Origin of the sequence: Pseudoxanthomonas yeongjuensis (assembly GCF_010093345.1) — a bacterium.
In the GTDB taxonomy this organism is placed as follows: Bacteria; Pseudomonadota; Gammaproteobacteria; order Xanthomonadales; family Xanthomonadaceae; genus Pseudoxanthomonas_A; species Pseudoxanthomonas_A yeongjuensis.
This window is the reverse complement of the sequence record NZ_PDWT01000003.1, coordinates 18,582-44,254: the sequence shown is the minus strand read 5'-3', so window position 1 is coordinate 44,254 and position 25,673 is coordinate 18,582. Positions and strand designations below refer to the sequence as shown.

General features: G+C 66.2%; 21 protein-coding genes and 1 pseudogene. 13 read left to right on the top strand and 9 right to left on the bottom strand.

The window, feature by feature from the left end; all coding sequences use genetic code 11:
* Positions 1–100 precede the first annotated feature (100 nt).
* The 8 genes from CSC74_RS09945 (at position 101) to tkt (ending at position 10,772) form a co-directional block, all read left to right on the top strand.
* Complete coding sequence (locus CSC74_RS09945; protein WP_162314315.1) at positions 101–1,123, top strand: AAA family ATPase; 1,023 nt, start codon at positions 101–103, stop codon at positions 1,121–1,123.
* A 175-nt stretch (positions 1,124–1,298) separates the two neighbouring features.
* Positions 1,299–2,195 (top strand): DUF58 domain-containing protein, encoded by an 897-nt coding sequence (locus CSC74_RS09940; RefSeq protein ID WP_246193142.1) that lies wholly within the window; start codon positions 1,299–1,301, stop codon positions 2,193–2,195.
* Positions 2,195–2,647, top strand: a complete 453-nt coding sequence (locus tag CSC74_RS09935) for a DUF4381 domain-containing protein (protein WP_162314314.1) — start codon at positions 2,195–2,197, stop codon at positions 2,645–2,647. The genes CSC74_RS09940 and CSC74_RS09935 overlap by 1 nt, the downstream gene beginning before the upstream one ends.
* On the top strand, positions 2,644–3,660 hold the full coding sequence (locus CSC74_RS09930) for a vWA domain-containing protein (protein WP_162314313.1): 1,017 nt from the start codon (positions 2,644–2,646) through the stop codon (positions 3,658–3,660). Before CSC74_RS09935 ends, CSC74_RS09930 begins: the two co-directional genes overlap by 4 nt.
* The gene (locus CSC74_RS09925; protein ID WP_162314312.1) at positions 3,657–5,399 is read left to right on the top strand and encodes a tetratricopeptide repeat protein; all 1,743 of its coding nucleotides are present in this window, start codon (positions 3,657–3,659) and stop codon (positions 5,397–5,399) included. The genes CSC74_RS09930 and CSC74_RS09925 overlap by 4 nt, the downstream gene beginning before the upstream one ends.
* Complete coding sequence (locus CSC74_RS09920) at positions 5,396–7,069, top strand: BatD family protein (RefSeq protein ID WP_162314311.1); 1,674 nt, start codon at positions 5,396–5,398, stop codon at positions 7,067–7,069. The genes CSC74_RS09925 and CSC74_RS09920 overlap by 4 nt, the downstream gene beginning before the upstream one ends.
* A gap of 181 nt (positions 7,070–7,250) precedes the next feature.
* On the top strand, positions 7,251–8,567 hold the full coding sequence (locus CSC74_RS09915) for a dicarboxylate/amino acid:cation symporter (RefSeq protein ID WP_162314310.1): 1,317 nt from the start codon (positions 7,251–7,253) through the stop codon (positions 8,565–8,567).
* 189 nt (positions 8,568–8,756) lie between these two features.
* Positions 8,757–10,772: a transketolase gene (tkt, locus tag CSC74_RS09910; RefSeq protein ID WP_162314309.1), complete on the top strand. Its 2,016-nt coding sequence runs from the start codon at positions 8,757–8,759 to the stop codon at positions 10,770–10,772.
* A gap of 74 nt (positions 10,773–10,846) precedes the next feature.
* Here tkt and CSC74_RS09905 read toward each other — a convergent pair whose 3' ends face one another.
* A complete protein-coding gene (locus tag CSC74_RS09905; RefSeq protein ID WP_211369613.1) occupies positions 10,847–12,814 on the bottom strand; it encodes an acetyl-CoA hydrolase/transferase C-terminal domain-containing protein in 1,968 nt (655 codons plus the stop codon).
* A gap of 124 nt (positions 12,815–12,938) precedes the next feature.
* Between CSC74_RS09905 and CSC74_RS09900 the strand changes: the two genes are divergently transcribed.
* Both CSC74_RS09900 and CSC74_RS09895 read left to right on the top strand, forming a co-directional pair.
* Positions 12,939–13,310, top strand: a complete 372-nt coding sequence (locus CSC74_RS09900) for a BlaI/MecI/CopY family transcriptional regulator (protein WP_162314307.1) — start codon at positions 12,939–12,941, stop codon at positions 13,308–13,310.
* Positions 13,297–14,556 (top strand): TonB family protein, encoded by a 1,260-nt coding sequence (locus CSC74_RS09895; RefSeq protein ID WP_162314306.1) that lies wholly within the window; start codon positions 13,297–13,299, stop codon positions 14,554–14,556. The genes CSC74_RS09900 and CSC74_RS09895 overlap by 14 nt, the downstream gene beginning before the upstream one ends.
* 120 nt (positions 14,557–14,676) lie before the next feature.
* On the opposite strand, the pseudogene CSC74_RS09890 reads toward CSC74_RS09895, so the two are convergent.
* The 8 genes and pseudogenes from CSC74_RS09890 to CSC74_RS09855 all read right to left on the bottom strand — a co-directional run bounded on the left by CSC74_RS09890 (position 14,677) and on the right by CSC74_RS09855 (position 20,161).
* Positions 14,677–15,235: pseudogene (locus CSC74_RS09890) on the bottom strand (flavin reductase family protein).
* A 94-nt stretch (positions 15,236–15,329) separates the two neighbouring features.
* Positions 15,330–15,947 carry an ATP-binding cassette domain-containing protein gene (locus CSC74_RS09885; protein ID WP_162314305.1) on the bottom strand — a complete coding sequence of 206 codons (618 nt, stop codon included), beginning with the start codon at positions 15,945–15,947 and terminating at the stop codon, positions 15,330–15,332.
* Positions 15,947–16,636: a molybdate ABC transporter permease subunit gene (gene modB, locus CSC74_RS09880; protein ID WP_162314304.1), complete on the bottom strand. Its 690-nt coding sequence runs from the start codon at positions 16,634–16,636 to the stop codon at positions 15,947–15,949. The genes CSC74_RS09885 and modB overlap by 1 nt, the downstream gene beginning before the upstream one ends.
* A 15-nt stretch (positions 16,637–16,651) precedes the next feature.
* Positions 16,652–17,440 (bottom strand): molybdate ABC transporter substrate-binding protein, encoded by a 789-nt coding sequence (gene modA, locus CSC74_RS09875; protein ID WP_162314303.1) that lies wholly within the window; start codon positions 17,438–17,440, stop codon positions 16,652–16,654.
* Positions 17,437–17,949 carry a molybdopterin-binding protein gene (locus CSC74_RS09870; RefSeq protein WP_162314302.1) on the bottom strand — a complete coding sequence of 171 codons (513 nt, stop codon included), beginning with the start codon at positions 17,947–17,949 and terminating at the stop codon, positions 17,437–17,439. The genes modA and CSC74_RS09870 overlap by 4 nt, the downstream gene beginning before the upstream one ends.
* Positions 17,950–17,956: 7 nt before the next feature.
* Positions 17,957–18,823: an MBL fold metallo-hydrolase gene (locus tag CSC74_RS09865; protein ID WP_162314301.1), complete on the bottom strand. Its 867-nt coding sequence runs from the start codon at positions 18,821–18,823 to the stop codon at positions 17,957–17,959.
* Between the two features lie 8 nt (positions 18,824–18,831).
* Positions 18,832–19,224 (bottom strand): hypothetical protein, encoded by a 393-nt coding sequence (locus tag CSC74_RS09860; RefSeq protein WP_162314300.1) that lies wholly within the window; start codon positions 19,222–19,224, stop codon positions 18,832–18,834.
* Between the two features lie 85 nt (positions 19,225–19,309).
* On the bottom strand, positions 19,310–20,161 hold the full coding sequence (locus CSC74_RS09855) for a S1/P1 nuclease (RefSeq protein WP_162314299.1): 852 nt from the start codon (positions 20,159–20,161) through the stop codon (positions 19,310–19,312).
* 88 nt (positions 20,162–20,249) lie between these two features.
* Between CSC74_RS09855 and gap the strand changes: the two genes are divergently transcribed.
* From gap to CSC74_RS09840, 3 genes are all read left to right on the top strand, one after another.
* Positions 20,250–21,254, top strand: coding sequence for a type I glyceraldehyde-3-phosphate dehydrogenase (gene gap, locus CSC74_RS09850; RefSeq protein ID WP_162314298.1), 1,005 nt, complete (start codon positions 20,250–20,252; stop codon positions 21,252–21,254).
* Positions 21,255–21,504: 250 nt separating this feature from the next.
* Positions 21,505–24,225, top strand: coding sequence for a DUF2339 domain-containing protein (locus tag CSC74_RS09845; RefSeq protein ID WP_162314676.1), 2,721 nt, complete (start codon positions 21,505–21,507; stop codon positions 24,223–24,225).
* Positions 24,222–25,583 (top strand): DUF3999 domain-containing protein, encoded by a 1,362-nt coding sequence (locus CSC74_RS09840; protein WP_162314297.1) that lies wholly within the window; start codon positions 24,222–24,224, stop codon positions 25,581–25,583. Before CSC74_RS09845 ends, CSC74_RS09840 begins: the two co-directional genes overlap by 4 nt.
* Positions 25,584–25,673: the final 90 nt, after the last annotated feature.

The window sequence follows — 25,673 nt, the reverse complement described above, 5'->3', positions numbered from 1 at the left end:
CCAGAGGCTGAACCACTGCGAGCAGTGGATGCATCTTCATGAACCAATGGACGTGCTGTTCGGTCAAACTCGCCCCGATGCCACTTCCGGATCCTTCCCGATGGATACCCAGATCGCGCGCCAACCCGCAAACGGCCCCGTGGACCCGAATGTCTCGCGTCTCCACGACGCTTTCAACAGATTGCGTGAAGGCTTGTCCGAAACCATCGTCGGCCAGGCCGCGCTGGTCGAGCGCCTGCTGATCGCCCTGCTGGCCGATGGCCATCTGCTGGTCGAAGGCGCGCCCGGCCTGGCCAAGACCACTGCGATACGGGCATTGGCTTCGCGCCTGCAGGCCGAGTTCGCCCGCGTGCAGTTCACCCCGGATCTGTTGCCCGCCGACCTGACCGGCACCGAGGTCTGGCGCCCGCAGGATGGGCGTTTCGAATTCCTGCCCGGGCCGATCTTCCATCCCATCCTGCTTGCCGACGAGATCAACCGCGCGCCTGCCAAGGTGCAGTCGGCACTGCTTGAAGCCATGGGCGAACGCCAGGTCACCGTGGGGCGGCATACCTATCCGTTGCCGCAGCTGTTCCTGGTCATGGCCACGCAGAACCCGATCGAACAGGAAGGCACCTTCCCTTTGCCCGAGGCCCAGCTCGACCGCTTCCTGATGCATGTGCGCATCGGCTACCCCGAAGCGGAGGCGGAAGCGGAGATCCTGCGACTAGCGCGTGAACGCGCGCGCGACACCTTGCAGCACACGGCCGAAGCCGTGGCCAGGCTGCCGATCGAGGACGTCTTCGCCGCGCGCGCCGCGGTGCTCGATCTGCACGTCGCGCCGCAACTGGAACGCTATCTGATCGAACTGGTGCTGGCTTCGCGCGATGCGCGCCGTTACGACCCGCAACTGGCGCGGCGCATCGCCTGGGGCGCGAGCCCGCGTGGATCGATAGCACTGGAGCGATGCGCGCGCGCGCGCGCCTGGTTGGCGGGGCGCGACTACGTGACTCCCGACGATGTGCGGGCCATCGCTGCGGACGTCCTGCGCCATCGCGTGCTGCCCAGTTACGAAGCCACCGCCGAAGGCTGGGATGGCGACAGGCTGGTCGCGGCGTTGCTTGATGTGGTGCCGTTGCCGTGAAAGCGGGTGGCGGCGATTACCGTGGGAGCCGCGTCAGCCGCGATGATGGTTTGGCTGGGCGTGAAGCATCGGCTGCTTGTTGGCATTCCGTGGCTGCCTGCGCGAAAGGCATCGCGGCTGACGCGGCTCCCACGCAGGCTGCTCCCATACGGCAACTTCCCCTGAGAGGTGTGCGGTGGCCGACGGATTGAAGCCGACGTTGGCGGAATTGGTTGCTTTGCGGGCTACGGCGCAGCGCCGGCCGCCTGCGCGCAAGGGGCGGCACAACATCGCCGGCCCTGCGCAGTCCAACCAGCGTGGGCGCGGCATGGAGTACGCGGAATCGCGCGAATACGTGGCTGGCGACGATGTGCGCCACATCGATTGGCGGCTGACCGCGCGCAGCGGCCGCACCCACACCAAACTGTTCCAGGCCGAACGCGAGCGCCTGACCCTGGTCGTCGCCGATACCTCACCGGCCCTGTATTTCGGTACGCGGGTGCGCTTCAAGTCGGTGCAGGCCGCGCGCGCGGCCGCGGTCGCGGTGTGGGCCGCGGTTCGCGAAGGCGATCGCGTGGCCATCCTGCGCGGCAGCACGCAGGAGGCCCCGGTGCCTCCGGCTTCGGGCGCACGCGGCGCATTGCGGGTGCTGGATGCCCTGGTTCGCTGGTATTCGCAGGCGCCTGCCGATGATGCGGGGCTGTCGGTCGCGCTGGACAATGCGGCCCGCCTGCTGCGTCCGGGTTCGCGCCTGATCGTATTGGCCGATCCGCGCAGCCTCGCCTCGATCGCCGAGTCGCGCTGGCCTGCGCTCGCCGTGCACCATGAAGTCACGGTGCTGTTGTTGACCGATGCATTGGAAAGCGAACCGCCCAGGACGACGTTGCCGTTCTCGTCGGGCAGCCATCGGCTTGAACTCGACCTCGGCGATGCCGGACAGCGCCAGCGCTGGCAGGACGAATTCAACCGTCCGGTCGAACGCGCGCTGGAAACCCTGCCACGCCGAGGCGTGCGGGTCTATTCCCTGCAGGGCGACGCGCCCAGCGAATCCTGGCTGCCGCTGCTGGGCCGGGCGCAATCGCAGGTGGCGTGATGCAGGCGCAAGAACTGGTCCTGCGCGATGTGCATGTGCCGCCGGCGCCTTCGCTGTGGCCACCGGCGCCCGGCTGGTGGTTGCTTGCCGTTGCAGTGCTGTTGCTGCTTGCGGCGGCCTGCGCAGTTGGACTATGGCGCAAGCGCCGCCGGCAGGCCTGGCAGAAATTGTTCGATGAGGCTTGTGCGCAGGCTTCGCCGCCGGCGCGGATCGCTGCGATATCCGGACTCCTTCGCCGCGCCGCACGCCGTGTCGACAGGCACGCCGATCGATTGCGAGGCGAGGACTGGCTGCGTTTCCTCGATGGGAAGAAGGGCAGCGATTTCAGCATGGGACCAGGTCGTCTACTGCTGGAAGGCGGCTACCGGCGGGAAGTGGAAGCGAGTGCATGGGAAGCGGTTCGCGATCTCGCCCGCAAGCGTTTCCTCGAGCTGATGGCCGGGCGCAAATGAGCGGCGACTGGCTCGAATGGCTGAAGACCGCATTCGGCGGATTCGCCTGGCCGTGGATGTGGCTGGCGTTTCCGCTGCCGTGGCTGGCCGGCTGGCTGCTGCCGCCACGACGCAGCAGTTCCGCAGCGCTGCGGGTGCCGTATGGCGGGCGCCTCGATGCCATCGCCAGCCCAAGTGGCCGGCCCAGGCTCATGCATGCGGCGGCACTGGCCTGGCTGGCGTGGTTCCTGCTTTGCGCCGCCGCCGCGCGTCCGCAGCAACTCGGCGAAGCGGTCGCGCCGCCGCAGAGTGGACGCAACCTGATGCTGGCGGTGGACCTGTCCGGCAGCATGAGCCGCCCGGACATGGAACTGGGCGGCGATGTGGTCGATCGGCTCACGGCCGCCAAGGCGGTGCTGGCCGACTTCCTCGACCGTCGCGTGGGCGACCGTGTCGGTCTGCTGGTCTTCGGCCAGCAAGCCTACGCACTTACTCCACAAACGATGGACCGCGACACGGTGCGCGAACAACTCGGCGACAGCGTGGTCGGACTGGCCGGCCAGGACACCGCGATCGGCGATGCCATCGGCCTGGCGGTCAAGCGCCTGCGCGAACAGCCGCAAGGCCAGCGCGTATTGATCCTGCTGACCGACGGCGTCAACACCGCCGGCGTGCTCGATCCGCTGAAGGCGGCGGAACTGGCGAAATCCGAAAACGTGCGCATCCATACCATCGCCTTCGGCGGGTCGGGCGGTGCGTTCTCGCTGTTCGGCTTGTCGGTTCCGATGCCGGGCGGCGATGACGATATCGACGAAACCACGCTGAAGAAGATCGCCAGTGAAACCGGCGGGCAGGCGTTCCGCGCGCGCGATACCGAACAGCTCGCCGGCATCTATGCGGAACTGGACCGGATCGAACCGGTGAAGCAGGAAGGCCAGCGCGTGCGGCCGCGCATCGAACGTTACTGGTGGCCGCTGGCCGCCGCCCTGCTGGTCGCACTGTTCGCCTTCCTGCTGCCAGGGCGCAGGCGATGAACGCCTGGTTGCACGTGCTGCATTTCCTGCGTCCGCATTGGCTGTGGGCGCTGCTTGCCTTGCCGATGTTGTGGGGGTTATGGCGAGTGCGGCAGCGTCGCAGCAACGTCTGGCGCAACGTGGTCGATGCGCATTTGCTGCCGCACCTGCTGGAGGCCGGCGGCAAGGCCGCGCGCGGTACGATTTGGCTGGGCGCGCTCGGTTATGCGCTCGCCGTGCTTGCGCTCGCCGGCCCCAGCTGGCGCCAGACCGAACAGCCGTTGTGGCAAACGCAGACGCCACTGGTGGTCGCGCTGGATCTCTCCAGCAGCAGCACCGCGTCCGATCTGCCGCCGTCGCGCCTGCTGCAGGCGCGGGCCAAGCTCGCGACCCTGCTGCGCGAACGCGCGGGCGGACAGGTCGCGCTGGTCGCTTATGCGGACGAGGCTTTCACCGTCGCTCCGTTGACCGACGATGTCGCCAACGTCGCCCTGTTTCTGGATGCCCTGGAGCCCGGAGTGATGCCGATGGATGGACAGCAGGCCGATCGCGCCATCGCCTGGTCGGCGCGCCTGCTGCGACAGGCGGGATTCGAGCATGGCGACATCCTGGTATTGAGCGACCATGCCGATGCCGCGGCCGACAACGCCGCACGTGCCGCATTGCGCCAGGGTTTCCGCGTTTCCGCACTGGGTCTGGGTACGGCTTCCGGCGCGCCTTACCGCGATGGCGAGGGCCGCATCCTGCATGCGAAGCTGGATGCCGGCTCGCTGCGAGCGTTGGCGACCGCTGGCGGTGGCGACTATCAGGCGCTGGCGGCGGACGACAGCGATCTACGTGCACTGGGCGTGCTGGATCCGGATGAAGCAGGCGCAAGCGCGCAACGTGGCGAGAAGGGTCTGGCCTGGCAGGACGGAGGCTACTGGTTGTTGCCGCCGCTGATGCTGCTGGCGTTGCTCGCATTCCGGCGCGGCGGGGCATTCGCGGTGGTCCTGTTGTGCGTTTGCCTACCCATGGCCATGCCCGCGAATGCAGCGGAAAGCAGCCTGTGGAAGCGCGCCGACCAGCAACAGCACGAGCGTATCCAACAGGGAGCCGATGCCTATCGCAAGGGCGATTTCGCCGCAGCCGAAAAAGACTTCGCCGATATCGACAGCGCTGAAGCGCTCTACAACCAGGGTAATGCGCTGGCCAAGCAAGGCCATTACGACGAGGCCATCGCCGCCTACGATCGCGCACTCAAGCTGCAGCCGAAGATGGAAGACGCGATCGAGAACCGCAAGGTGGTCGATGCCGCACGCAAGCGCAAGGCGGCACAGAACCAGCAGCAACAACAGAAGAAATCCGGCGGCCAGGATTCGCCGCAGGACAACAAGGGCAAGCCGCGACCTGGCCAGCAAGACAAGCAGCAGGCGCAACCAGGTTCTCCGCAACCGGATTCCCCAAAGCAGCGACAATCGCCGCCGCAACAATCGCAAAGCGCGCAATCGCCGCAACAGAAAGCTGCCGACGCCAAGGCCCAGCAGGCCGCCGACGCAGCGCAACGCGAACGCATGGCCCAGGCCATGGCCCAGGCAGGCAAGGGCGGACAGAAGGACGAAAGCGCCCGCCAGGCCACGGAGGCCAGGGAAACCCCCGCACAGCGCGAACACCGACAGGCGGTGGAAGCCTGGTTGCGGCGCGTGCCCGACGAGCCGGGCAACCTGTTGAAGACCAAGTTCCGGCTGGAATACGAACGCCGGCAGAAGGAAGGACGATGAAGCGCGATTTCTGTTCCGCACTGGCGTTGTTGCTGCTGGCGGCATGGGCCGGATCCACACAGGCGGCCACGCGCGCCTCGCTGGATCGCAACCAGGTCGCGCTGGGTGGATCCGTCACCCTCAGCATCGACAGCGACCAAGGCGGCACCGCGCCGGACCTGTCGCCGCTACTGGCCGATTTCAGCATCGAAGGGCAGTCGGTCAATCGATCGATGCAATGGATCAATGGCAGTGCGCAATCCACGACGACCTATGTGCTGCAACTGGCGCCAAAACGCGAGGGTGCCCTAGTCGTTCCCGCGATCAAGCTGGGCGGCGACCTGACCACACCCTTGCCGCTGCGGGTCGCTGCCGGCGCACCAACGCCTGCGGGCGAGGGCTCCGACGCTTTCTTCGAGACTGTAGTCGACGATCCGGAACCCTACGTGCAGCAAAGCGTCGGCGTGGTGGTGCGGCTGAAATACAGCGCCCGGGTCGCCAGTGGCGCATTCGGGTTGGAGGCGCCGCAGGACGCATCGATGCAGCAGTTGGGCCAGGATCGCTATTACACGCAACAGATCGGCGACACCCAGTACAAGGTCGCGGAGCGCCATTACGTACTGATCCCGGACCGCAGCGGACCGCTGGTCATTCCAGGCGCGCGCTTCGAAGGTCGCGGCGCCAGCAACTGGATGGACAGCCTGATGGGCGGTGGTGGCCGCGACATCCGCGCGCAGGGCGCGCCACGCACGATCAATGTGCGCGCCCAGCCGGCCAATGCGCCGCAACCCTGGCTGCCGTTGCGCGATCTGCGATTGCGCTACGTGTCCGCACCGCAGTCGCTGCAGGCGGGGCAGGCGGCGGCCCTGTTGGTGGAGGCCGTCGCCCGCGGCGCCACCCGCGCGCAGATGCCGGAACTGCCGACACCGTCGCTGGCCGGCGCGCAGGTATTCGCCGAACCCGCGCAGTACGACGAAACCGTGGTGGACGGAACGCCGCAGGTCACGATGACCCGGCGCTATTCCCTGGTGCCCAATGGCGCCGGCACGCTGCTCGTGCCGGGCCTGAAACTGGCGTGGTGGGATGTGCGCGCCAGTGTGGCCAGGACCGCTTCGCTGCCGGACCTGGAACTGAAAGTCGCGCGTGGCGTGGGTGGGTTCGCCTCCAACACCTTGCCGGACGTGGCTGCCGCGAACGGTTCCCCGGTGGGCGCGCCAGCCGCAGCTGCTACCACGGCGGGGCGCATTCCCAGCCATGTCTGGGCCTGGCTGGCCGTGGCTTTCGCCGGCTTGTGGCTGCTGACCCTGATCTGGGCCTTGCAACGGCGCACGGCCGTGGCGGCACGGCAGCCTCCGGCGCAATCCGGCGAAGGCATCATCGTTGCAGCCTTGCCGACGCGGACCCTGGCCGACCTGCGTCGCGCGCTGGACAGCGGCAGCCTGGATGAAGTCGGCGACACGCTGCGCGGCATGTCCGCGCCGCCCTGCGCCGATCTCGACCAGTTGCTGCAGCGTCTCGCCGTGCCCGCACAGCGCGAGGCGGTGGAACAGTTGCGGCGGGCACGCTGGGCCGATGGCGATGGTAGCCACGCGCGCGCGGCATTGCGCGAGGCATTCCGCAGCGGCCCGGTGTGGCGCACGACGAAAAAAGCGGCGAAGGAAGCGTTGCCGCCGCTGTATCCACAACCTTAGCCGGCCTGTAGGAGCGGGCCTTGCCCGCGATGCTCTTCGTGAGGATCGTGGATGCATACAGAAGAGCATCGCGGGCAAGGCCCGCTCCTACAAACCGGTGCAGGGGCATCGCGCCCATAGGGGCGCTCCTACGGGTTTTGGGGTTTGCTAAGCTGCGGCCTTATCCTTGAAGGAACCGCGCATGAGCCAATCGACCCCTGCCGGCAAGAAAAAACTTCCCCTGCACTGGAAGATGGCCATCGGCTTCGCCCTCGGCCTGCTGTTCGGGCTGGTCGTGCATGCGACGGGGGCCGATGCCGAATGGGTGAAGCTGGCGACCGCCTACGTCACCACGCCGTTCTCCAAGATATTCCTCAACCTGATCTTCATGCTGATCGTGCCGCTGCTGTTCTCGGCGCTGGTGGTCGGCATCGCCGAAATGGGCGACATCCGCGCGCTGGGACGGATCGGCTGGAAGACCCTGGCCTACACCGTGGTCCTGTCGTCGATCGCGGTGGTGATCGGGCTGGTGCTGGTCAATCTGTTGAAGCCCGGCGCAGGCGTGGATCCCGCACTGGCGCAAAGCCTGCTCACCGAGAACGCCGAGCGCGCCAGGGAAATCGTCGCCAGCGTGCACACCCAGCCGCGCGGCATCGACATGCTGCTGTCGATCGTTCCGGACAACGTGTTGAGTGCGGCGTCGAACAACGGTTCGATCCTGGCGCTGATGTTCTTCGCGGTGATGTTCGGCGTGGGCATGGTCCTGACTCCGTCGAAGAACACCGACACGCTCAAGCGCGGCATCGAAGGCGTGTTCGAGATCTCCATGACCCTGATCGGGCTGGTGATCCGGCTGGCGCCGTATGCGGTGTTCTGCTTCATGTTCAACCTGGCCGCGATCTTCGGTTTCGACCTGCTGGTGCGGCTGGGTGCGTACGTGGGTGTGGTCGTGCTGGCATTGGCGTTGCACATGTTCGGCGTCTATTCGCTGGCGTTGAAGGCGGTGGGCAAGTCGCCGCTGGCGTTCTTCCGCGCCACCCAGGAAGCCAGTGTGATGGCGTTCTCCACCGCTTCCAGCAACGCCACGCTGCCCACCTCGCTGCGCGTGGCCGAAGAGAAACTGCATTTGCCGAACCGGGTGTCGCGGTTCGTGCTGACCGTGGGCGCCACCGCCAACCAGAACGGCACCGCGCTTTTCGAGGGCGTCACCGTATTGTTCCTGGCCCAGTTCTTCGGCGTGGACCTGACGATCTGGCAGCAGGTGATGGTGATGCTGGTCTGCATCCTCGGCGGTATCGGCACTGCCGGTGTGCCTTCGGGGTCGTTGCCGGTGGTGGCGCTGATCTGCGCCATGGTCGGTGTGGATCCGGTCGGCATCGGCATGATCCTGGGCGTCAACCACTTCCTCGACATGTGCCGCACCACCCTGAACGTGACCGGCGACCTGACCCTGGCCACGCTGGTGGCGCATGGGGAAACCGAGAGCATGCCCGTGCTTGATCCAGTCCGGAAATCGTAGGAGCGGGCCTTGTCCGCGATGCCCTTCGCCGGGATCGTGGATGCGGGCTGGAAGGCATCGCGCCCGAGGGGCGCTCCTACGGGTTTGGTCGGTAGCATCGGCTTCGGAATGATTCAACCGCGACAGGCGGGCTTCCGGATGGGACAATAGGCCGCCCGAGTCACGGGCGACATCACTGAATTCGCCCTCATGACGACGCCCGCCTCGATCAAGCCTGGCCGCCGCCAGCTCGCCAACGCCATCCGTTTCCTCGCTGCCGATGCGGTGGAAGCCGCCAAATCCGGCCATCCCGGCATGCCCATGGGCATGGCCGATATCGCCGAAGTGCTGTGGAACGACTACCTCAGCCACAACCCCAACAACCCCAAGTGGTTCAACCGCGACCGCTTCGTGCTGTCCAACGGCCACGGCTCGATGCTGCAGTACGCGCTGTTGCATCTCAGCGGCTACGACCTGCCACTGGACGAGCTGAAGCATTTCCGCCAGTTGCACAGCAGGACCGCCGGCCATCCCGAGCACAGCGAAACCCCGGGCGTGGAAGCCACCACCGGGCCGCTGGGGCAGGGTATCGCCAACGCGGTCGGTTTCGCCCTCGCCGAGAAATTGCTGGCGCAGCGCTACAACCGTCCCGGGCTCGACCTCGTCGACCACCGCACCTGGGTGTTCATGGGCGACGGCTGCCTGATGGAAGGCATCTCGCATGAAGCCGCCTCGCTGGCCGGCACCTGGGGCCTGCACAAGCTGGTCGCGTTCTGGGACGACAACCGCATCTCCATCGACGGCAACACCGATGGCTGGTTCACCGACGACACCCCGGCACGCTTCGAGGCCTACGGCTGGCAGGTGGTCCGCAACGTCAACGGCCAGGATGCGGTCGAGATCAAGACCGCGATCGAAACCGCGCTGAAGAACCAGGAAAAGCCGACCCTGATCTGCTGCCGGACCACGATCGGTTTCGGCGCGCCGAACAAACAGGGCAAGGAGTCCAGCCATGGCGCACCCCTGGGCAAGGACGAGCTGGCCGCCGCGCGGGTGCAACTGGAATGGCCGTATGGTCCGTTCGAGATTCCCGAGGAGATCTACGCCGGCTGGCGCGCCGGCAACGCCGGCAACGTGCGCGAGGACCAGTGGAATTCGCTGTTCGACCAATATGCCGCTCAATACGCCAGCGAAGCGGCCGAACTGTCGCGCCGTTCGCAGGGCGACCTGCCGGAAGGCTTCATCGCATCGGCCGACGCGTTCATCGCCAAGCTGCAGGCCGAAGGCCCGGTCGTGGCTTCGCGCAAGGCTTCGCAGATGGCCATCGAGGCGTTCGCGCCGCTGCTGCCGGAACTGATCGGCGGTTCGGCCGACCTGGCCCATTCCAACCTCACCTTGTGGAAGGCCAGCAAGTCGGTGGCCACGGACGATCCGGACGCCAACTACGTCTATTACGGCGTGCGCGAATTCGCCATGACCGCGATCAGCAACGGCCTGGCCCTGCATGGCGGCTTCATTCCGTTCGACGCCACCTTCCTGGTGTTCAGCGACTACGCACGCAATGCGGTGCGCATGAGCGCGCTCAATCCGGCGCATGCGATCCATGTGTACACGCACGATTCCATCGGCCTGGGCGAAGACGGCCCCACCCACCAACCGGTCGAGCACCTGGCCTCGCTGCGCTACATCCCCAACAACGATGTGTGGCGTCCGTGCGATGCGGTGGAATCGGCGGTGTCCTGGCGTGCGGCGATCGGACGCAAGGAGGGCCCCAGCTGCCTCATCTTCAGCCGCCAGAACCTCGCGCACCAGCCGCGCGACGAAGCGCAGGTCGCCGCCATCGCGCGCGGCGGCTACGTGCTGGCCGATGCCGAAGGCGGCCAGCCGGACGTGATCCTGATCGCCACGGGTTCCGAAGTCGGCTTGGCCACGCAGGCCAAGGCCACGCTGGACGCCGAGGGCATCAAGACGCGCGTGGTCTCCATGCCGTCCACCGACGTGTTCGACCGCCAGCCGGCCGAGTACCGCGAATCGGTGTTGCCCAACGCCGTGCGCAAGCGCGTGGCGGTGGAAGCGGCGGTCACCGATTTCTGGCGCAAGTACGTAGGCCTGGACGGCGCGGTGATCGGCATCGACACCTTCGGCGCCTCCGCGCCGGCCGAAGCGCTGTACCCGTACTTCGGCATCACCGCCGAGAAAGTGGTGGAAGCGGCGAAGTCGCTGTAATAACGTAAGAGCGCCCCTTGGGCGCGATGCTCTTCCGCGTCGTGAAACGAAAGCATCGCGCCCAAGGGGCGCTCCTACGCTTCGGTCGCTGTCCTCGATAGTGCCAGCGACAGCAGTTTTGCGTACAACCACGCGTTGAAACCGGTCGCTTTTTCCAGCGCCATGCGCTGCATGGCTTCGTCATCGGCTCTGGCGCTCGAGAAGACCGCTTTCCCAATCGTGCGGAGCTTCTTCGGAAGCGTCGCGGTTTCTGCCTTCAACCACCCCAGCGCCTTCACCAGCCGCTGCTCCACTTCGGTGAAATCGCTGCCGAGCGGATAGTCGGGCAAGGTGCCGTCCTTGCGGAAAGGGGCCAGTGTCTCGCGCAGCCGCTGGGGCGTGTTGCGCGCCCACTCGGGCTCGCCATCGAAATCGGCACGCAATTTCCTCGACTGCTTCGCCGTCTCCAGCAACCGGGCCTGGAAGCGCGCATCAGTGATGCCGATCATGGCGATCACGCATTCCTCGTCGGTCTGGTTCAACAGGTCGGCGATGCCGTATTCGTCGATGTAGATATCGCGCAGGTGGCGCGGGATGGTGGTGTGGCCGTAATTCCAGCGCACGTTGGATTCCGCCTTCGTACCTTCGCCGCGCTGCGAGCGGAACATCAGTACGCTGCGCGCATCGTCCAGGGCATGGGCCATGGCCACGAAGTTGTACTGGCCGCCGACGCCGGAGACGATGCGCCCGTCCTCCAGGCCGTCGGACACCGCATCGCCCAGCGCGGTCGCCATCATGCAGCTGTTGAAGAAGCGCGAGCCCGTGCGCTGCAAACGCTCCAGCGATTCGTGGCCGCCATAGAGCTGGTTGATCTCGCTGATCCGGCGCATGCCGATCGCATGGCGCCCGTCGTCGGGCAGGCGGCGCAACCAGTCGTAGAACGCGGGGGAACCCAGATAGAACGCGCCGTGCAGGTATTCGCCGTCGCGCTCAAGCCGCGCCTGGTCGCCTAGGTTGGCGGTGCCCCGCGCGATGCGCGCCATCAACGCTTCGTCGTCCACCACCTTGCGCCGGATCACCCCGGCTTCGACCAGGCGCTTGAAGCCTTCGTTGAGCATCTCGCTGCAGCCGTACAGGCCGATGGCGAACGGACCCATGCCGCCGCTGGCTATCACCGCCGGGTGGTGGGCCAGCTCAGGGTCCAGCGCATGCAGCACTTCGCGATACCTGTCGTTGTCGGTGTGGCGCAACACCAGCGCATGCGACAGGGCATCGGCCAGCGCGCCGATGCCGATCTGCAGGGTGCCGCCATCGCGCACCAGGGCGCTGGCGTACAGGCCGATGGCATAGTCGGCATCGTTCACCGGCTGGCGCGGCAGCGCGAACAGTTTCGGGTACGGTCCCGGTGGGGCGACGACGATGTCGAAGAAGTCTTCCTCGACCGCGGCGGTGCCGCCGATCCACGGCAGCTCGGGATCGACCTCGGCCACCAGCAACGGACGCGGCAATCCCAATGCATGGATCGCATCGAGGGTGTCCTGGGTGGTGTCGGTGTTGCACGACAGCGACAGTCGCGGCGCCTTGCCCTGGATCGGCTCCGGCTCGCGCGCCACCTTCTGCAGGATCGCGTTGGCGCCGCGCTGGGCCACGCCCGCGGCTGCCTGCGTGTAATTGAGGCTGGTGTAGTGGCGCTGCGCCTGCGATGAACGCAGCAGCGCGCCGGACTGCATGTAGAACTCCTCCACCTGGATGTGCGCGGGCAGCGCATCGCGCTTCATCGCCTCGGCGTAGAGCAGCCTGGGGAAATCGTCGCCGAAATGCCGCTGCGCGAAGGGTTCCAGGAAGCGCTGCTCCAGTCCGGGCGCTGCGCTCGGCGGGTCCAGCGACAAGGCGGTGTAGATCTGCATCGGACGTGACGGATCGTTCTCGATCCGCCGGTATAGCGCGTTCAACAACCGATGCGGCTTGCCCAGCGCCAATGGCGCGCCGATGCGCAGAGTGCCGGGGATGCGTTTCAGCAGCAGTTCGACGGCGTCGTCGATATTTTCGAAATGGAGGGCCATGGCCACAGCTTAGGCGATGGAGCGTCAGACGATGGAATGGGGCAACCGATAGACGGTCGTGCGAGCGCTTGACATCGGGGCCGATTACAGGCGTAATCAATTTACATTTACGGATGTAATCGATATGCAGATCAGTGAAGCCGAAGCCATGGTGATGGAAGTGCTGTGGAAGCACAGTCCGCAGGGAGCCGATGAAGTCGTGGCGGCCCTGTCCGCACGCACCGATTGGGCCGAACCGACGGTCAAGACCCTGCTCAACCGTCTGCTCAACAAGGGCGCCATCCAGGCCGAGAAAGAGGGCAGGCGTTACCTCTATTCCCCGGTGCTGGCGCGCGAGTCGTGGATCGGCCAGCAAAGCGAGGGAATGCTGGAGCGGCTGTTCGGCGGTCGGGTGGCCCCGCTGGTGGCACATTTCAGCGAGCGCGGGAAGTTGTCGGCGGCGGATATCGCCGAGCTGCGCAAGTTGATCGAGGAGCTGGGCGATGAACGCGGCTGATCTGCTGAACGGAATCATCGAAGCGACCATAGCGATCACCCTGGCCTTGCTGCTGGTGCTGCCGTTGCGCAAGCCGTTGCGGGACGCATTCGGCGCGGGCGTCGCCTACAAGGCATGGGTCATGGTGCCGATCGCGATGATCGCGGTGTTGCTTCCTGCGAGGACCGTAGCGACCGCTTCGTCACCGGGTTTCCATGTCCTGGGTACGCAGTCGATGTCGCTTCCGGCCCTCGCCGGGGCGATGCCCGCGCAAGGCGCGCAATGGCTGTGCGGGATCTGGCTTGCGGGAATGCTGCTGATGGCATTGCGCCTGCGCTGGCTCGAGCGCAGCTTCCGCCATTCGCTGGGGAGCCTGCATCGGCGGGCGGACGGCATGCTGCAAGCCGAGGTATCGGCGGGCCTGCCCGCGGTGTACGGGTTGTGGCGTCCGACGATCGTGGTGCCGGCCGATTTCGACCTGCGCTATTCCGGGGAAGAGCGACGGCTGATGCAGGCGCATGAGCGCAGCCATGTGGCCAGTGGCGATCTGCTCGTCAATGCCATGGTCGCGGTGCTGCGCAGCCTGTTCTGGTTCAACCCGCTGCTGCATGCCGTGGCCCGCCGTTTCAGGCACGACCAGGAGCTGGCGTGCGACCAGCGGGTGATCTCAAGCCATCCGCAATCGCGCCGCAGCTACGGCGAAGCGATGTTCAAGACCCAGCTTGCGGCGAGGCCGTTGCCGCTGGGATGCCACTGGGGCTACGGCCATCCACTGAAGGAGAGAATCGCAATGCTCAAACAACCCATTCCCACCCGTGCCCGCGTGTTGACCGGCAGTGCGCTGATGCTTGCGCTGTCGCTGGGCGTCGGATTGACCGCGTGGGCGACGCAACCTGCGCAGGAGCAGGCCAAGTCGCAGGTCGCGCCAGGGGCGACCGGCGAGCCGTCCATGCCCGAAGACGTGCAGGGAACGCCGCCCCTGTATCCCAAGCTTGCAGTGGATCAGAAGCTGAGCGGGAAGGTCGTGTTGCTGGTCGATGTGGCGGCCGATGGCAGGGTCACGGGGATCGTGGTCGAAAGCTCCAGGCCCGCCGGCGTGTTCGATGCCGCGGCGATCGAAGCCGCCTGGCAATGGAAGTTCAAGCCGAATCTCGAGAGTGGCAAGGCGGTCGCGGGCAGGGTCAGGGTGCCCGTGGATTTCAGGATACCGGCGAACGGTGACGGTGCGGGCGAGAAGCCGCTGGGTACGCCCCTGGCCTCACGTTGATCGCATTGCGGAAGAGGCCGAACTCCCTTCCGCAAGAATCGATTTCCTCCGGCGCGCCGGATCCAACATTGATAAGAGGCTCGTCCGGCAGCGAAAGCGCCGGACTGCATGCAGAACCCCTTACAGGTTCTGCGGCTTGAACCGGCTGCGTCGGGATATCTCCTTGCCGGACACCATGAACTTGCCGTCGCCGCGGTAATGCACGGTTTTCGGCAACTTCGGCGAAGCCGCCACGTGCGCCTTGACCACTTCCCAGATGAACAGGTTGTATTGCGCGGTGTTGCGCGACTCGAACAACCGACACTCGAAATTGGCATGGCACTCGCCGATCAATGGCGCCGACACGTGGGTGGCGGGCAGGGCGGTCAGGCCGAAGCGCTGGAATTTGTCGACCTGCGCACCGCTGCAGTTGCCGATGTCGACGACCGTGTCGAGCAGGTCGGCGGTCGGCAGGTTGATCACGCATTCGCGGCTGCGCTTGATCAGGCCGTGGCTGTGGTTGCCTTCCCAGAGGTAGCAGCCGAACAGCGCCGGTTCGAAGCCCATCATCATGTGCCAGCCCATGGTCATGATGTTGGTTTCGTCCTTCCAGGCCGAACTCACCAGGACGATGGGGCCGGGGTTCCAGGAAACGGCGGATGCTGTCGAGCGGAAAATCGCGCTTGCGGAACTGCTTCATGGCGTCTCGCCTCAACCGATTGGATCGAGTTTCGGAATCTACGCGCCCAACCCGGAACGCGGCGTCATGGCGTGGATTCTCCCGCCCACAAGGCTCAATCCAGCACGTGCACCGCATCGGTCAACCGCTTCACTTCATCGGCGGAGTGGCTGACATAGACGATGGGCAGCGAGGTTTCGTCGCGGACGCGTTGCAGGTAGGGGATCAACTCCTCGCGACGTGCCTGGTCCAGCATCGACAGTGGTTCATCCAGCAACAGCAGCGCCGGTTGCGAGAGCAGGGCGCGGCCCAGGGCGATCCGCTGGGTTTCGCCGCCGGAGAGGTTGGCGATGCGCCGCTGCAGCAGCGGTTCGATCCCCAGCAGCGCCACCACCGCATCGAAGCCGAATGCGCTGGCGGCATCACCAATGTGGCGCCCGTATTGCAGGTTGCGGCGCACATCGAGATGCGGGAACAGGCGGGTGTCCTGGAACACATAACCGACACGACGGCGGTGCGGGGCGACATCGATGCCGCGGGCACTGTCGTACAGGCGTCGGCCATCGATCTCGATATGGCCCGACAGCGGCTTCACCAATCCGGCGATGGCGTGCAGCACGCTGGTCTTGCCCGCGCCGGAATGGCCGCTAAGCGCGATGACACGGGCACCATCCTCGATGCGAACCCGTCGCTCGAACGCGCCTCGTCGCAACTGCACGTCAAGCGACAGCATCAATGCACCTCGTCTTCGCGCTGACGGCGCGTCAGCCATTCCGACAGCAGCAAGGCCAGCAGCGAGATGGCCACCGCGACCATGGCCAGGCGCCAGATGCTGGTTTCGCCACCCGGCACCTGCAACAGGCCGTAGATCGCAGAAGACAACGTCTGGGTTTCGCCGGGGATGTTGGAAACGAAGGTGATGGTGGCGCCGAATTCGCCCAACGCCTTGGCGAAGGCCAGCACCGCGCCGGCGACGATGCCGGGCCAGGCCAATGGCAAGGTGATGCTGCGAAACACGCGCCACGGACTGGCACCCAGCGTCGATGCCGCCTGTTCCAGACGTCGGTCGGTGGCCTCGATGGAAAGCCGGATCGCCCGCACCATCAGCGGGAAACCCATGATCGCGCTGGCCAGCGCCGCTCCGGTCCAGCGGAACGCGAATTCGATGCCGAACGAGGCAAGGAACTTGCCGATCGCGCCCTGGCTGCCGAAATTCACCAGCAGCACGTAACCGACAACCACCGGCGGCAACACCAGTGGCAGGTGTACCAGCGCGTCGAGCAGCGACTTTCCGGGAAAGCGCTTGCGCGCCAGCAGCCAGCCCAGCGCGATGCCGAACGGCAGGCTGGCCAGCGCGGCCACGCTGGCGACCTTCAGGCTGAGCGCGATCGCAGTCAGTTCATCGGCGGTGAAGAGAGACATCGGGGATGCGGACGCTCAGAGGGCCTTGAAGCCATGCGTGCGAAAGATCTTCGTCGCCGCAGGCATGCCCAGCCAGTGCACGAACGCCGTGGCCCGCGGATTCCCGCTCGCGGCGACACGCGCGACCGGATAGACGATCGGCGCGTGCGTGTCCTCCGGGAAAACCCCGACCACCCGCACCTTCGGTTCGGCTTGCGCATCGCTGCCGTAGACGACTCCCAGCGGCGCTTCGCCGCGCGCGACCAGCATCAGCGCCGCGCGCACGTTTTCGGCCGCGGCCACCCGTGGTTCCAGCGATTTCCACACGCCCAGCGACACGAAGGAAGCCTTCGCATATTTGCCCGCGGGCACGCTGGCGGGCAGGCCCAGCGCAATGCGCCCGTTTCCGCCCAACCGCGGGAGCAGGTCGACGCCGGACTTCAGCTCCACCGGCGCGATGTTGCCGGTGGTCGGCGCCACCAACACCAGTGTGTTGCCGAGCAGGTTGTGCCGGGTCGCGGGATCGATGAGCTTGCGTTCCTGCAGATAGTCCATCCACTCCAGATCGGCGGACAGGAACACGTCGGCGGGCGCGCCCTGTTCGATCTGTCGCGCCAGCGCGGAACTGGCCGCATAGGAAATGCGGATCGTCCGACCGCTCGCCTTCTGGTACGCGGTGGCGGCTTCGTCCAGCGATTCCTTCAGGCTGGCGGCGGCGAACACGGTCAGCGGTGCGTCCGTTTCGGCAGCGTTTGCGGCGCTCGCCGGACAAGCCAGCACCAGCGCGCACAGCCATGCAAGGAAAAACCTGCTCGGGATCTTCATGGGGCGGTTACCACGGTGATGGATTGGACTTGCCTGACCCAGCGCGCGGGTCGCGACTCTTCCGGCGCGATCAGGCGCAGTGGACCGTCGTCGCCGTCGAGCGGCTGGCCATCGCAGCGATCCACCAGCAGTACCTTTCGATTGCTGAGGCTGGGTTCCAGTTCGGCCAGCGAGAACACCGCGCGATAACCGTCGCGTGCGGTGACCAGTACGTAATTGGCCAGTTGCCCGCCGCGCAGAGGTTCGGCCGGCAGGGCGTTGGCGGCGCGCAGCACTGCCGGCAAGGCGACGCCTTCGCATTGCAGGGTCTTCCCGTGCGCGTTGGCGGTGACCGCTTCGCGCGGCAGTGCCGCCAGGGTGGCGGCATCGATTGGAACGGTTTGCGGAGAGGTAGGGGGCGGTGGCGAAGCATGGCCCTGCGCGATTTCCTCGCCGGCGACGGCATGCGTTGCCGATGCAGCGGCGAGAAGTGCGAAAACGAGAATCCAGCGATGCGATGCGGAGGTCATGGCGTTCTCACAATGAATCGAGCGGGAGCCTGAGGTAGCGCACGCCATTGCGCTCGGGTTCTGGCAGCGCACCGCCGCGCAGGTTGACCTGCAACGCCGGCAGGATCAATGCCGGCATGGCCAGTGTCGCATCGCGCGCGCGGCGCAGGGCCACGAATTCCTCTTCGCCGGTGCCATCGCGGACGTGCAGATTGGCGCGCTTCTGTTCGCCGATGCTGGTTTCGCAGGCGACCGCGCGGCCACCGGGGCCGTAATCGTGGCAGACGAATACGCGCGTGTCGTCGGGCAAGGTGTCGTAAAGACGGCGGATCGAACGATACAGCGTGGCCGCGTCGCCGCCGGGGAAATCGCAGCGCGCGGTGCCGGCGTCGGGCATGAACAGCGAGTCGCCGGGGAACAGGGCGTCGCCGATCAGGTAGGCCAGGCTGTCGCGAGTATGTCCGGGCACCGGGATGGCGCGAGCCTGCACCGAGCCGACTTCGAAAACATCGTCGTCGTTGAACAGGCGATCGAATTGCGAGCCATCGGTGGCGATCGCCCCATCGGGGTCCAGGCGTGCGGCGAAGGTGTGCTGCACTTCGCGGATGCCGGCGCCGATGGCCAGCGTGGCGCCGGGAAGTTTGCCCTTCAGCCAGTGCGCCGCGGAGAGATGGTCGGCATGGGCGTGGGTTTCCAGCAGCCAACGCACGTCGTAGCCCCGCTCGGCAACGATATCCAGCAAAGCCTGCGCTGAAGCCGTGGCGATCCGCGCGGACTTGGCATCGAAGTCCAGCACCGGGTCGATGATCGCCGCCACGCGCGTATGCGCATCGGCGACCACGTAGCTCCAGGTACCGGTTTCGGCGTGATGCCGCGAATGGACGGTGGGTTGCATGGTGCGTGTCACCTTGATCTGGCCGAATCGCACAGAAGCACAGGCTTGGGCGAGCTTCCAGGCCCGAATACGGTGCCATGTATTCCTGCATGCCTGATGTGCCATGCAAGTTGCCTGCAGTAACCGCCAATGCAAAAGCCCAGGGGATAAAAAACGTATCCGGTGGCACTCCGGATCCAGCGCTTGCAGGCGTGACGCGAGAATGGCGCCAGCAAATCCCTGAATTCCAGGACCAATTGGGTCCCCATGAGGTAGAGCAATACATCCAGTCCAAACGCATCCAGCATGGGGACAAACGCGGCAAGCTCCGGGTTCGAGGCAATGCCGACGATCAAGGCCGTTGTCGCCAGAAGGAACGCGCGACGGCGCCAGCCCGAATTTGTCCAGTCCAACCATTTCATGATTTTTTGCCTAGCAACCATCTCGGAATTGTGGGCGCGATTTTTTTGGAATGCAGAGGCGGAGGATTCTATTTCGGGACAAGTTCTAATCCGTGAGCGTGGCATTGAGCAAATCCGCCAGCCGCTTCGCGGCCACTTCCACCTGCCGCTCGGCCAGTGGCCGTTGTGCGTCCAGGTAGCGACTGTCCATCTTGTGCGACTTCGGATACAGGCGTTGCGCATCCACCAGCTTGCAGGATTCGCCGGCCCACGCCGCGGGATCCGGCGATTTCCTGCCCGCGGCTTTCGGCGGCCACGGCAGCGCCGCCAGCCGGTTGGCGTAGAGCGGGGCGGAAAGACCGGTGGAAGCCAGCAGGTAGTAGTCCCACACCGAATGCAGGTTGGTACCCATCACCCCATCGACATAATCCTTCTGCGCATACGCCTCCGGCTTCAGGTCGGTGCGCAGGCTGATCTGGAAACCGTTGCCGCCCTTGTCGGGGCGATTGCCGGAATGCAGGGGCTGGTGCACGTCGCCGACCAGGTGGACCAGGAACTTGAGCGCATCGCGGCGCGTCGCCAGCGGCAGGGTGCGATCGGCCAGGATCGCGCGTTGGCGCTCGATCTGGCCGACCACGCAATTCCCGTCCGGGCAATCGCGTTCGGGTCGATAGGCGCAGGTACCGACCGGGAAATTGATGTAGTGCCAGGAGGCGGTCTTCTTGAACGCGTCGGCATCGCTGCGACGCAGGTCGTCGGCCCACGAGGCCACGCCGGCCAGGCTGGGCTCGGCTTCGCCGGCCAGCAGTTCGGCGACCCGCGCATTGGCGGCCGGGGTCAGGTGGCGCTGGGCGAGATCGCCGACCAGGCGATGGCCGAGGTTGCTCCAGGCCAGCGCGGAAGGGGCCAACAGGGACGACAACAGGGACAAAAACACGAGTAATGGCAGGCGGCGCATTCAGAAACCTTGTCCTGGGGCTTAAAGCGGGTGTGGGAAGCGGCTAAAATAGCGGTCTTTCCCGTTCCCGTCTCCACAGGAGTGCTTCATGGCGATCAAGGTAGGCATCAATGGCTTCGGCCGCATCGGCCGCAACGTGTTGCGTTCGGCGGTGCAGAACTTCGGCAACGACATCGAGATCGTGGCCATCAACGACCTGCTGGAACCGGATTACCTGGCCTACATGCTGAAGTACGACTCGGTGCACGGCCGCTTCAAGGGCGACGTGTCCATCGACGGCAACCACCTGGTCATCAACGGCAAGAAGATCCGCCTGACCCAGGAACGCGACCCGGCCGCCCTGAAGTGGGACGAAGTCGGCGCCGAGGTGGTCATCGAATCCACCGGCCTGTTCCTGGACAAGGCCAGCGCGCAGAAACACCTGGATGCGGGCGCGAAGAAGGTGATCCTGTCGGCCCCGTCCAAGGACGATACGCCGATGTTCGTGTTCGGCGTCAACGACAGGAAGTACAACGGCGAGGCGATCATCTCCAACGCCAGCTGCACCACCAACTGCCTGGCGCCCATCGCGAAGGTGCTGCATGACAAGTGGGGCATCAAGCGCGGCCTGATGACCACCGTGCACGCGGCCACCGCCACCCAGAAGACCGTGGATGGCCCGAGCAACAAGGACTGGCGCGGCGGGCGCGGCATCCTGGAGAACATCATTCCCTCCAGCACCGGCGCGGCCAAGGCGGTGGGCGTGGTGATCCCGGAATTGAACAAGAAGCTCACCGGCATGTCGTTCCGCGTGCCGACTTCCGACGTCTCCGTGGTCGACCTGGTCGTGGAGCTGGAAAAGGACGCCAGCTATGCCGAGATCTGCGCGGAAATGAAGGCGCAGAGCGAAGGCGCGCTGAAGGGCATCCTCGGCTACACGGAAGACAAGGTGGTCGCCACCGATTTCCGCGGCGATGCGCGCACCTCGATCTTCGACGCCGACGCCGGCATCGCCCTGGACAGCACCTTCGTCAAGCTGGTCAGCTGGTACGACAACGAATGGGGCTACTCCAACAAGTGCCTGGAAATGGTGCGGGTGGTCGCAGCGAAGTAAGAAGCCGTCGTCTCCGCGTAGGCGGGGACCCAGCGCCTTTGCTCGCCGATGGCTTGAAGTCACTAGGTTCCCGCCTGCGCGGGAATGACGAAGAAGAGGAGCGCCCATGTGGCGCTCCTGTCGTATCGGGGGTATAGCAATCGGCTACTGCGGGGTGCGCGGCGGCCTACCTGCCGCCGCCGTATTGCAAATGCATCGCGATTGACTGAGGCTGCGCCAGCACACATGGGGAAACGACGCGATGGATGATCTGGCGGGCGTACTGGTTCTGCTTGGCCTGGTGGTACTGGCGGTGCCGATCCTGCTCATCGTGGCGCTGGTGTCGATCAGCGGGCTCAAGCGACGCGTCGGCGATCTGGAGGGCGAGGTTTACCGCCTGCGGGCTTCCGAGCCGGCACCTGCCGCGGCAAGGCCGGCCTATCAACGCGCGCCCGCTGCTGCGGTTGCGGACGACATGCCTTCCGATGAAGCCATGGCCCGCGAACCGACCCTGGCCGAACTGACCCGCAAGCCGAGCGTGCAAGAACCGGAGGCCACGATCCGGCTAGCGGAAGTGCCCGATCCGACGGTGGCGTCGCCCTTGCCGGTGATGCCGCGCGCTCCAGCGCCGCCGCCCCTGCCCCCACGCCCCTCGGTGCCGCCACCACCTTCCACTCCCGATGTTTTCACCGTGGCAGCGCGCGCGATCAAGCGCTGGTTCACCGTGGGCAACGTGCCGGTGAAGATCGGCATGCTGGTGCTGCTGGCCGGCGTGGCAGCGTTGCTGAAATACGCCAGCGACCAGGGCTGGCTGACCATGCCGATCGAGTTGCGCCTGGCCGGCATCTCCGCTGCCGCGCTGGCGGGCCTGGTGTTCGGTTGGCGTCAGCGCGAAGAAAAGCGCTCGTTCGCGCTGGCGGTGCAGGGCGGTGCGATCGGCGTGTTGCTGCTGACCGTGTTCGCCGCGTTCAAGATGTACCACCTGATCCCGGCCGCGGCCGCGTTCGGCATCAGCGTCGTGCTGATCGCAGGCGTCTGCGTGCTGGCGGTGGTGCAGAACTCGAAGACGCTGGCGGTGCTCGGCATCCTCGCCGGTTTCATGGCCCCGATCTGGCTGTCCACCGACAGCGGCAACCACGTGGCGTTGTTCTCGTATTACGCGGTGTTGAACGCAGCGATCCTGGCCATCGCCTGGTTCCGGCCGTGGCGGATCCTCAACCTGCTGGGTTTCGTCTTCACCTTCGGTATCGGCACGCTGTGGGGCGTGCTGCAGTACCGGGCCGAAAAGTTCGCCAGCACCGAGCCCTTCCTGCTGCTGTTCTTCGCCTTCTACCTGCTAATTCCGATCCTGTACGCGCGCAAGCAGCCGGCCAGCCGCGGCGATTTCATCGACGGCTGCCTGGTGTTCGGCACGCCGCTGGTCGTGTTCTCGCTGCAGGCGGCGTTGCTGATGCCGAACGATGAAAGTCCGCGCATGCCGCTGGCCTTGTGCGCGCTCGGATTGGGCGCGCTGTACGCAGTGCTGGCGAAACTGTTCATCCACCGCGAGCGTTATGCCGCGCTCGGTACGTCGTACGCCTTGCTCGCGGTCGGCTTCGCCACGCTGGCGGTACCGTTGGCCTTGTCGGCGCGCGCGACCGCGTCGGTGTTCGCCCTGGAAGGCGCGGCGCTGGCCTGGCTCGGACTGCGCCAGCAACGCTGGCTGCCGCAGCTCACCGGCGCAGGTCTGCAACTGGCCGCCGCCGCCGCGCTGTCCATCGGCGTCGCGCAGTACTGGCCGAACGAGCAGGCCATCGCCAATCCCACCTTCATGGGCACGCTGCTGATCGCCCTGGCCGGGTTCGCCAGCGCCTGGGCGTACCGCCGGGAAGAGCGGACGCCGTTCGCATTGCCGTACTACCTGTGGGGCTTGTTGTGGTGGTGCGGCAACGGGATCAACGAGATCACCCGCTTCGTTCCTTCGCACAGTATTGCCGACGCCTTGCTCGCTTTCGCCGCCGTGACCGGCTGGCTGGCCGCGGAAGTGCACCGCAAGCGTCCGGCTTCCGCGCTGGCGCTGACCACGCTGGCCGGCTTCGTGGTCGCGCTGCCGCTGGCACTGGCGCAGATGGACGCGCACCAGCAGCCGTTCGCCGATTACGGATTGTGGGCATGGCTCGCCTTCGCGGTGCTCGGTATCCGCAGCCTGCTGTGCCTGCGCGCAAGTGAAGACCGTTTCGCCGGTTGGGCGCAGTTCGCCTGGTGGCTGGTGTGGCCAGCGGTGGCGTCGCTGCTGTTCTCCTGGCTGGCCGATCGTTTCGATCTGGCGCAGGGCTGGCAGGTGGCGTTGCTGTCGTTGCCATGGCTGGCGGCGATCATGCTGTCGATCTTCCGCTGGTCGTGGCTGGCCGCACCGCAAGGCGAGCGCTTTGATCCTTATCGCACCGCCTTGCAGACGACGTACTTCACCGTGCTGGGGCTGTGGTGGCTGGTTGCCTTGTCCTTGCCCGGCGACAGCGCGCCGCTGCCGTGGATTCCCTTGCTCAATCCGATGGAGCTGGCGCAGCTCGCACTGCTGGCCCTGGCCGCGCGCTGGTTGTGGTCGGAACAGGCGCCGGCCTGGCTGCAACGCCTGCGCATCTTCAAGATGTCGGCGGCCGGCTTCCTCATGGTCACCTTCGTCACCTTGCGCGCCGTGCACCACTGGGGTGGCGTGGAATGGAACCCGGACATGCTTTCGACCAGCCTGGCGCAGACCAGCCTGACCGTGGTCTGGAGCGTGCTGGGCGTGCTGGGCTGGGTCATCGGCTCGCGCCGCGGCCAGCGCGGGTTGTGGCTGGCCGGTGCGGTGCTGATGGGGGTGGTGCTGGCCAAGCTGGTGTTCGTCGATCGCCAGCACCTGGGCAACCTGCTCGGCATCGGTTCGTTCATCGCCTACGGCCTGCTGTGCACGCTGGTCGGTTATTTCGCGCCTGCGCCGCCGCGCGCCGCCACCGAGGAAGTCTCCACATGAAACATCTCGCCTGGATCGCACTCCTGCCGCTGGCCGCCTTCGCTGGCGCGCGCGACGACTATGCGCAGCAATGGCCCTTGGCCTTGTCGAATGCCGATGCGGGCGCCTACCGGGTGGTACTGGATCGGACGGTGTACCGGCAGCTGCAGTCGCCAGATTTGAAAGACCTGGTGGTGGTGAATGCCGATGGCGTCGCGGTGGCGGCATCGCTTTTCGACGCCGCGCAACCGTTGGCGCGACCGGCGAACGCGGTGCAGGTGCCGTGGTTCCCCCTGCCTTCCGGCAGCGCTTCGCCGTCGCGCGACATCGCTTCGATCAGCGAGATCGCCGCGGATGGAAGTTTGCGCCGGGTGGTGATGACCGATGCCGGCGCCACCGGTGGTGGCTCGAGCAACGAATACCTCGTCGATACCAGCCGTTTGCGTGAACCGGTGCAGGCATTGCAAGTCACCTGGGCCGTGGGGCAGGCGCCGTTCGACCGGCCGTACCGGGTGAGCGCCTCGGACGACCTGAAGAACTGGCGGGTCGTGCAGGAAGAGGGGCATCTGGTCGAACTGGAGAACAACGGCGCACGCGTGTTCAAGGACAGGATCGAACTGGAGGGTGTCCAGGCGAAATACCTGCGACTGGCGCCGTTGCAGAAAAACCAGGGTGCGCTCTCGTTGACGACAGTGCGTGCCGAGCTGGCACCTGCGCCCGCATCGGAAAGCTGGCAGTGGGAGGAAATCGCCGGCAAGCGCGTGGCAGAGAAGGACGGCACCTACTCATTCCAGTTCCAGTTGGAGGGCCGCTTCCCATTCGAGCGCGCCGACGTGGTGTTGCCCGGCAACAGCAGCAACCAATGGACGCTGCAATCGCGCGACGACGAGGAAGCCGCATGGCGTCCTGCCAGCGCACCATGGATCGCGTTCCAGTTGGAGGGCGGCGCGACAGCCAACCGTTCCGCGCCGCAATCGCTCGGCCAGCTGGATCGCGACCGTTACTGGCGCCTGATTCCTGGCAATGAGGTGGGCGATGCCCTGCCGACGCTGCGGCTGGGCTATCGTCCGGAAGTGGTCGTGTTCCTCGCCCAGGGCAGGGCGCCTTACGCGCTGCTGGCGGGAAGCGCACGCGGCAAGCGCGCCGATGCGCCGTTGCCGCAACTGGTCGATGCCTTGCGCGCGCAGCGTGGCCAGGATTGGCAGCCGGCGGACGCCACGCTAGGCCCGATGCAGGCGCTGGCGGGTGCGGCGGCATTGACGCCCGCGCCGGTCGAGCGCGACTGGAAGGCCTGGCTGCTGTGGGCGCTGCTGGTAGGCGGCGCGCTGATCGTGGCGGGGTTCGCCTTCAGCCTGCTGAAGAAGCCGGCGAACAAATAGGTTCCGCGACTGTGGGAGCTGTGGGAGCGGCGTAAGCCGCGAATGCTCTTCGATTGATCGGCTTCGCGGCTTACGTCGCTCCCACATTCA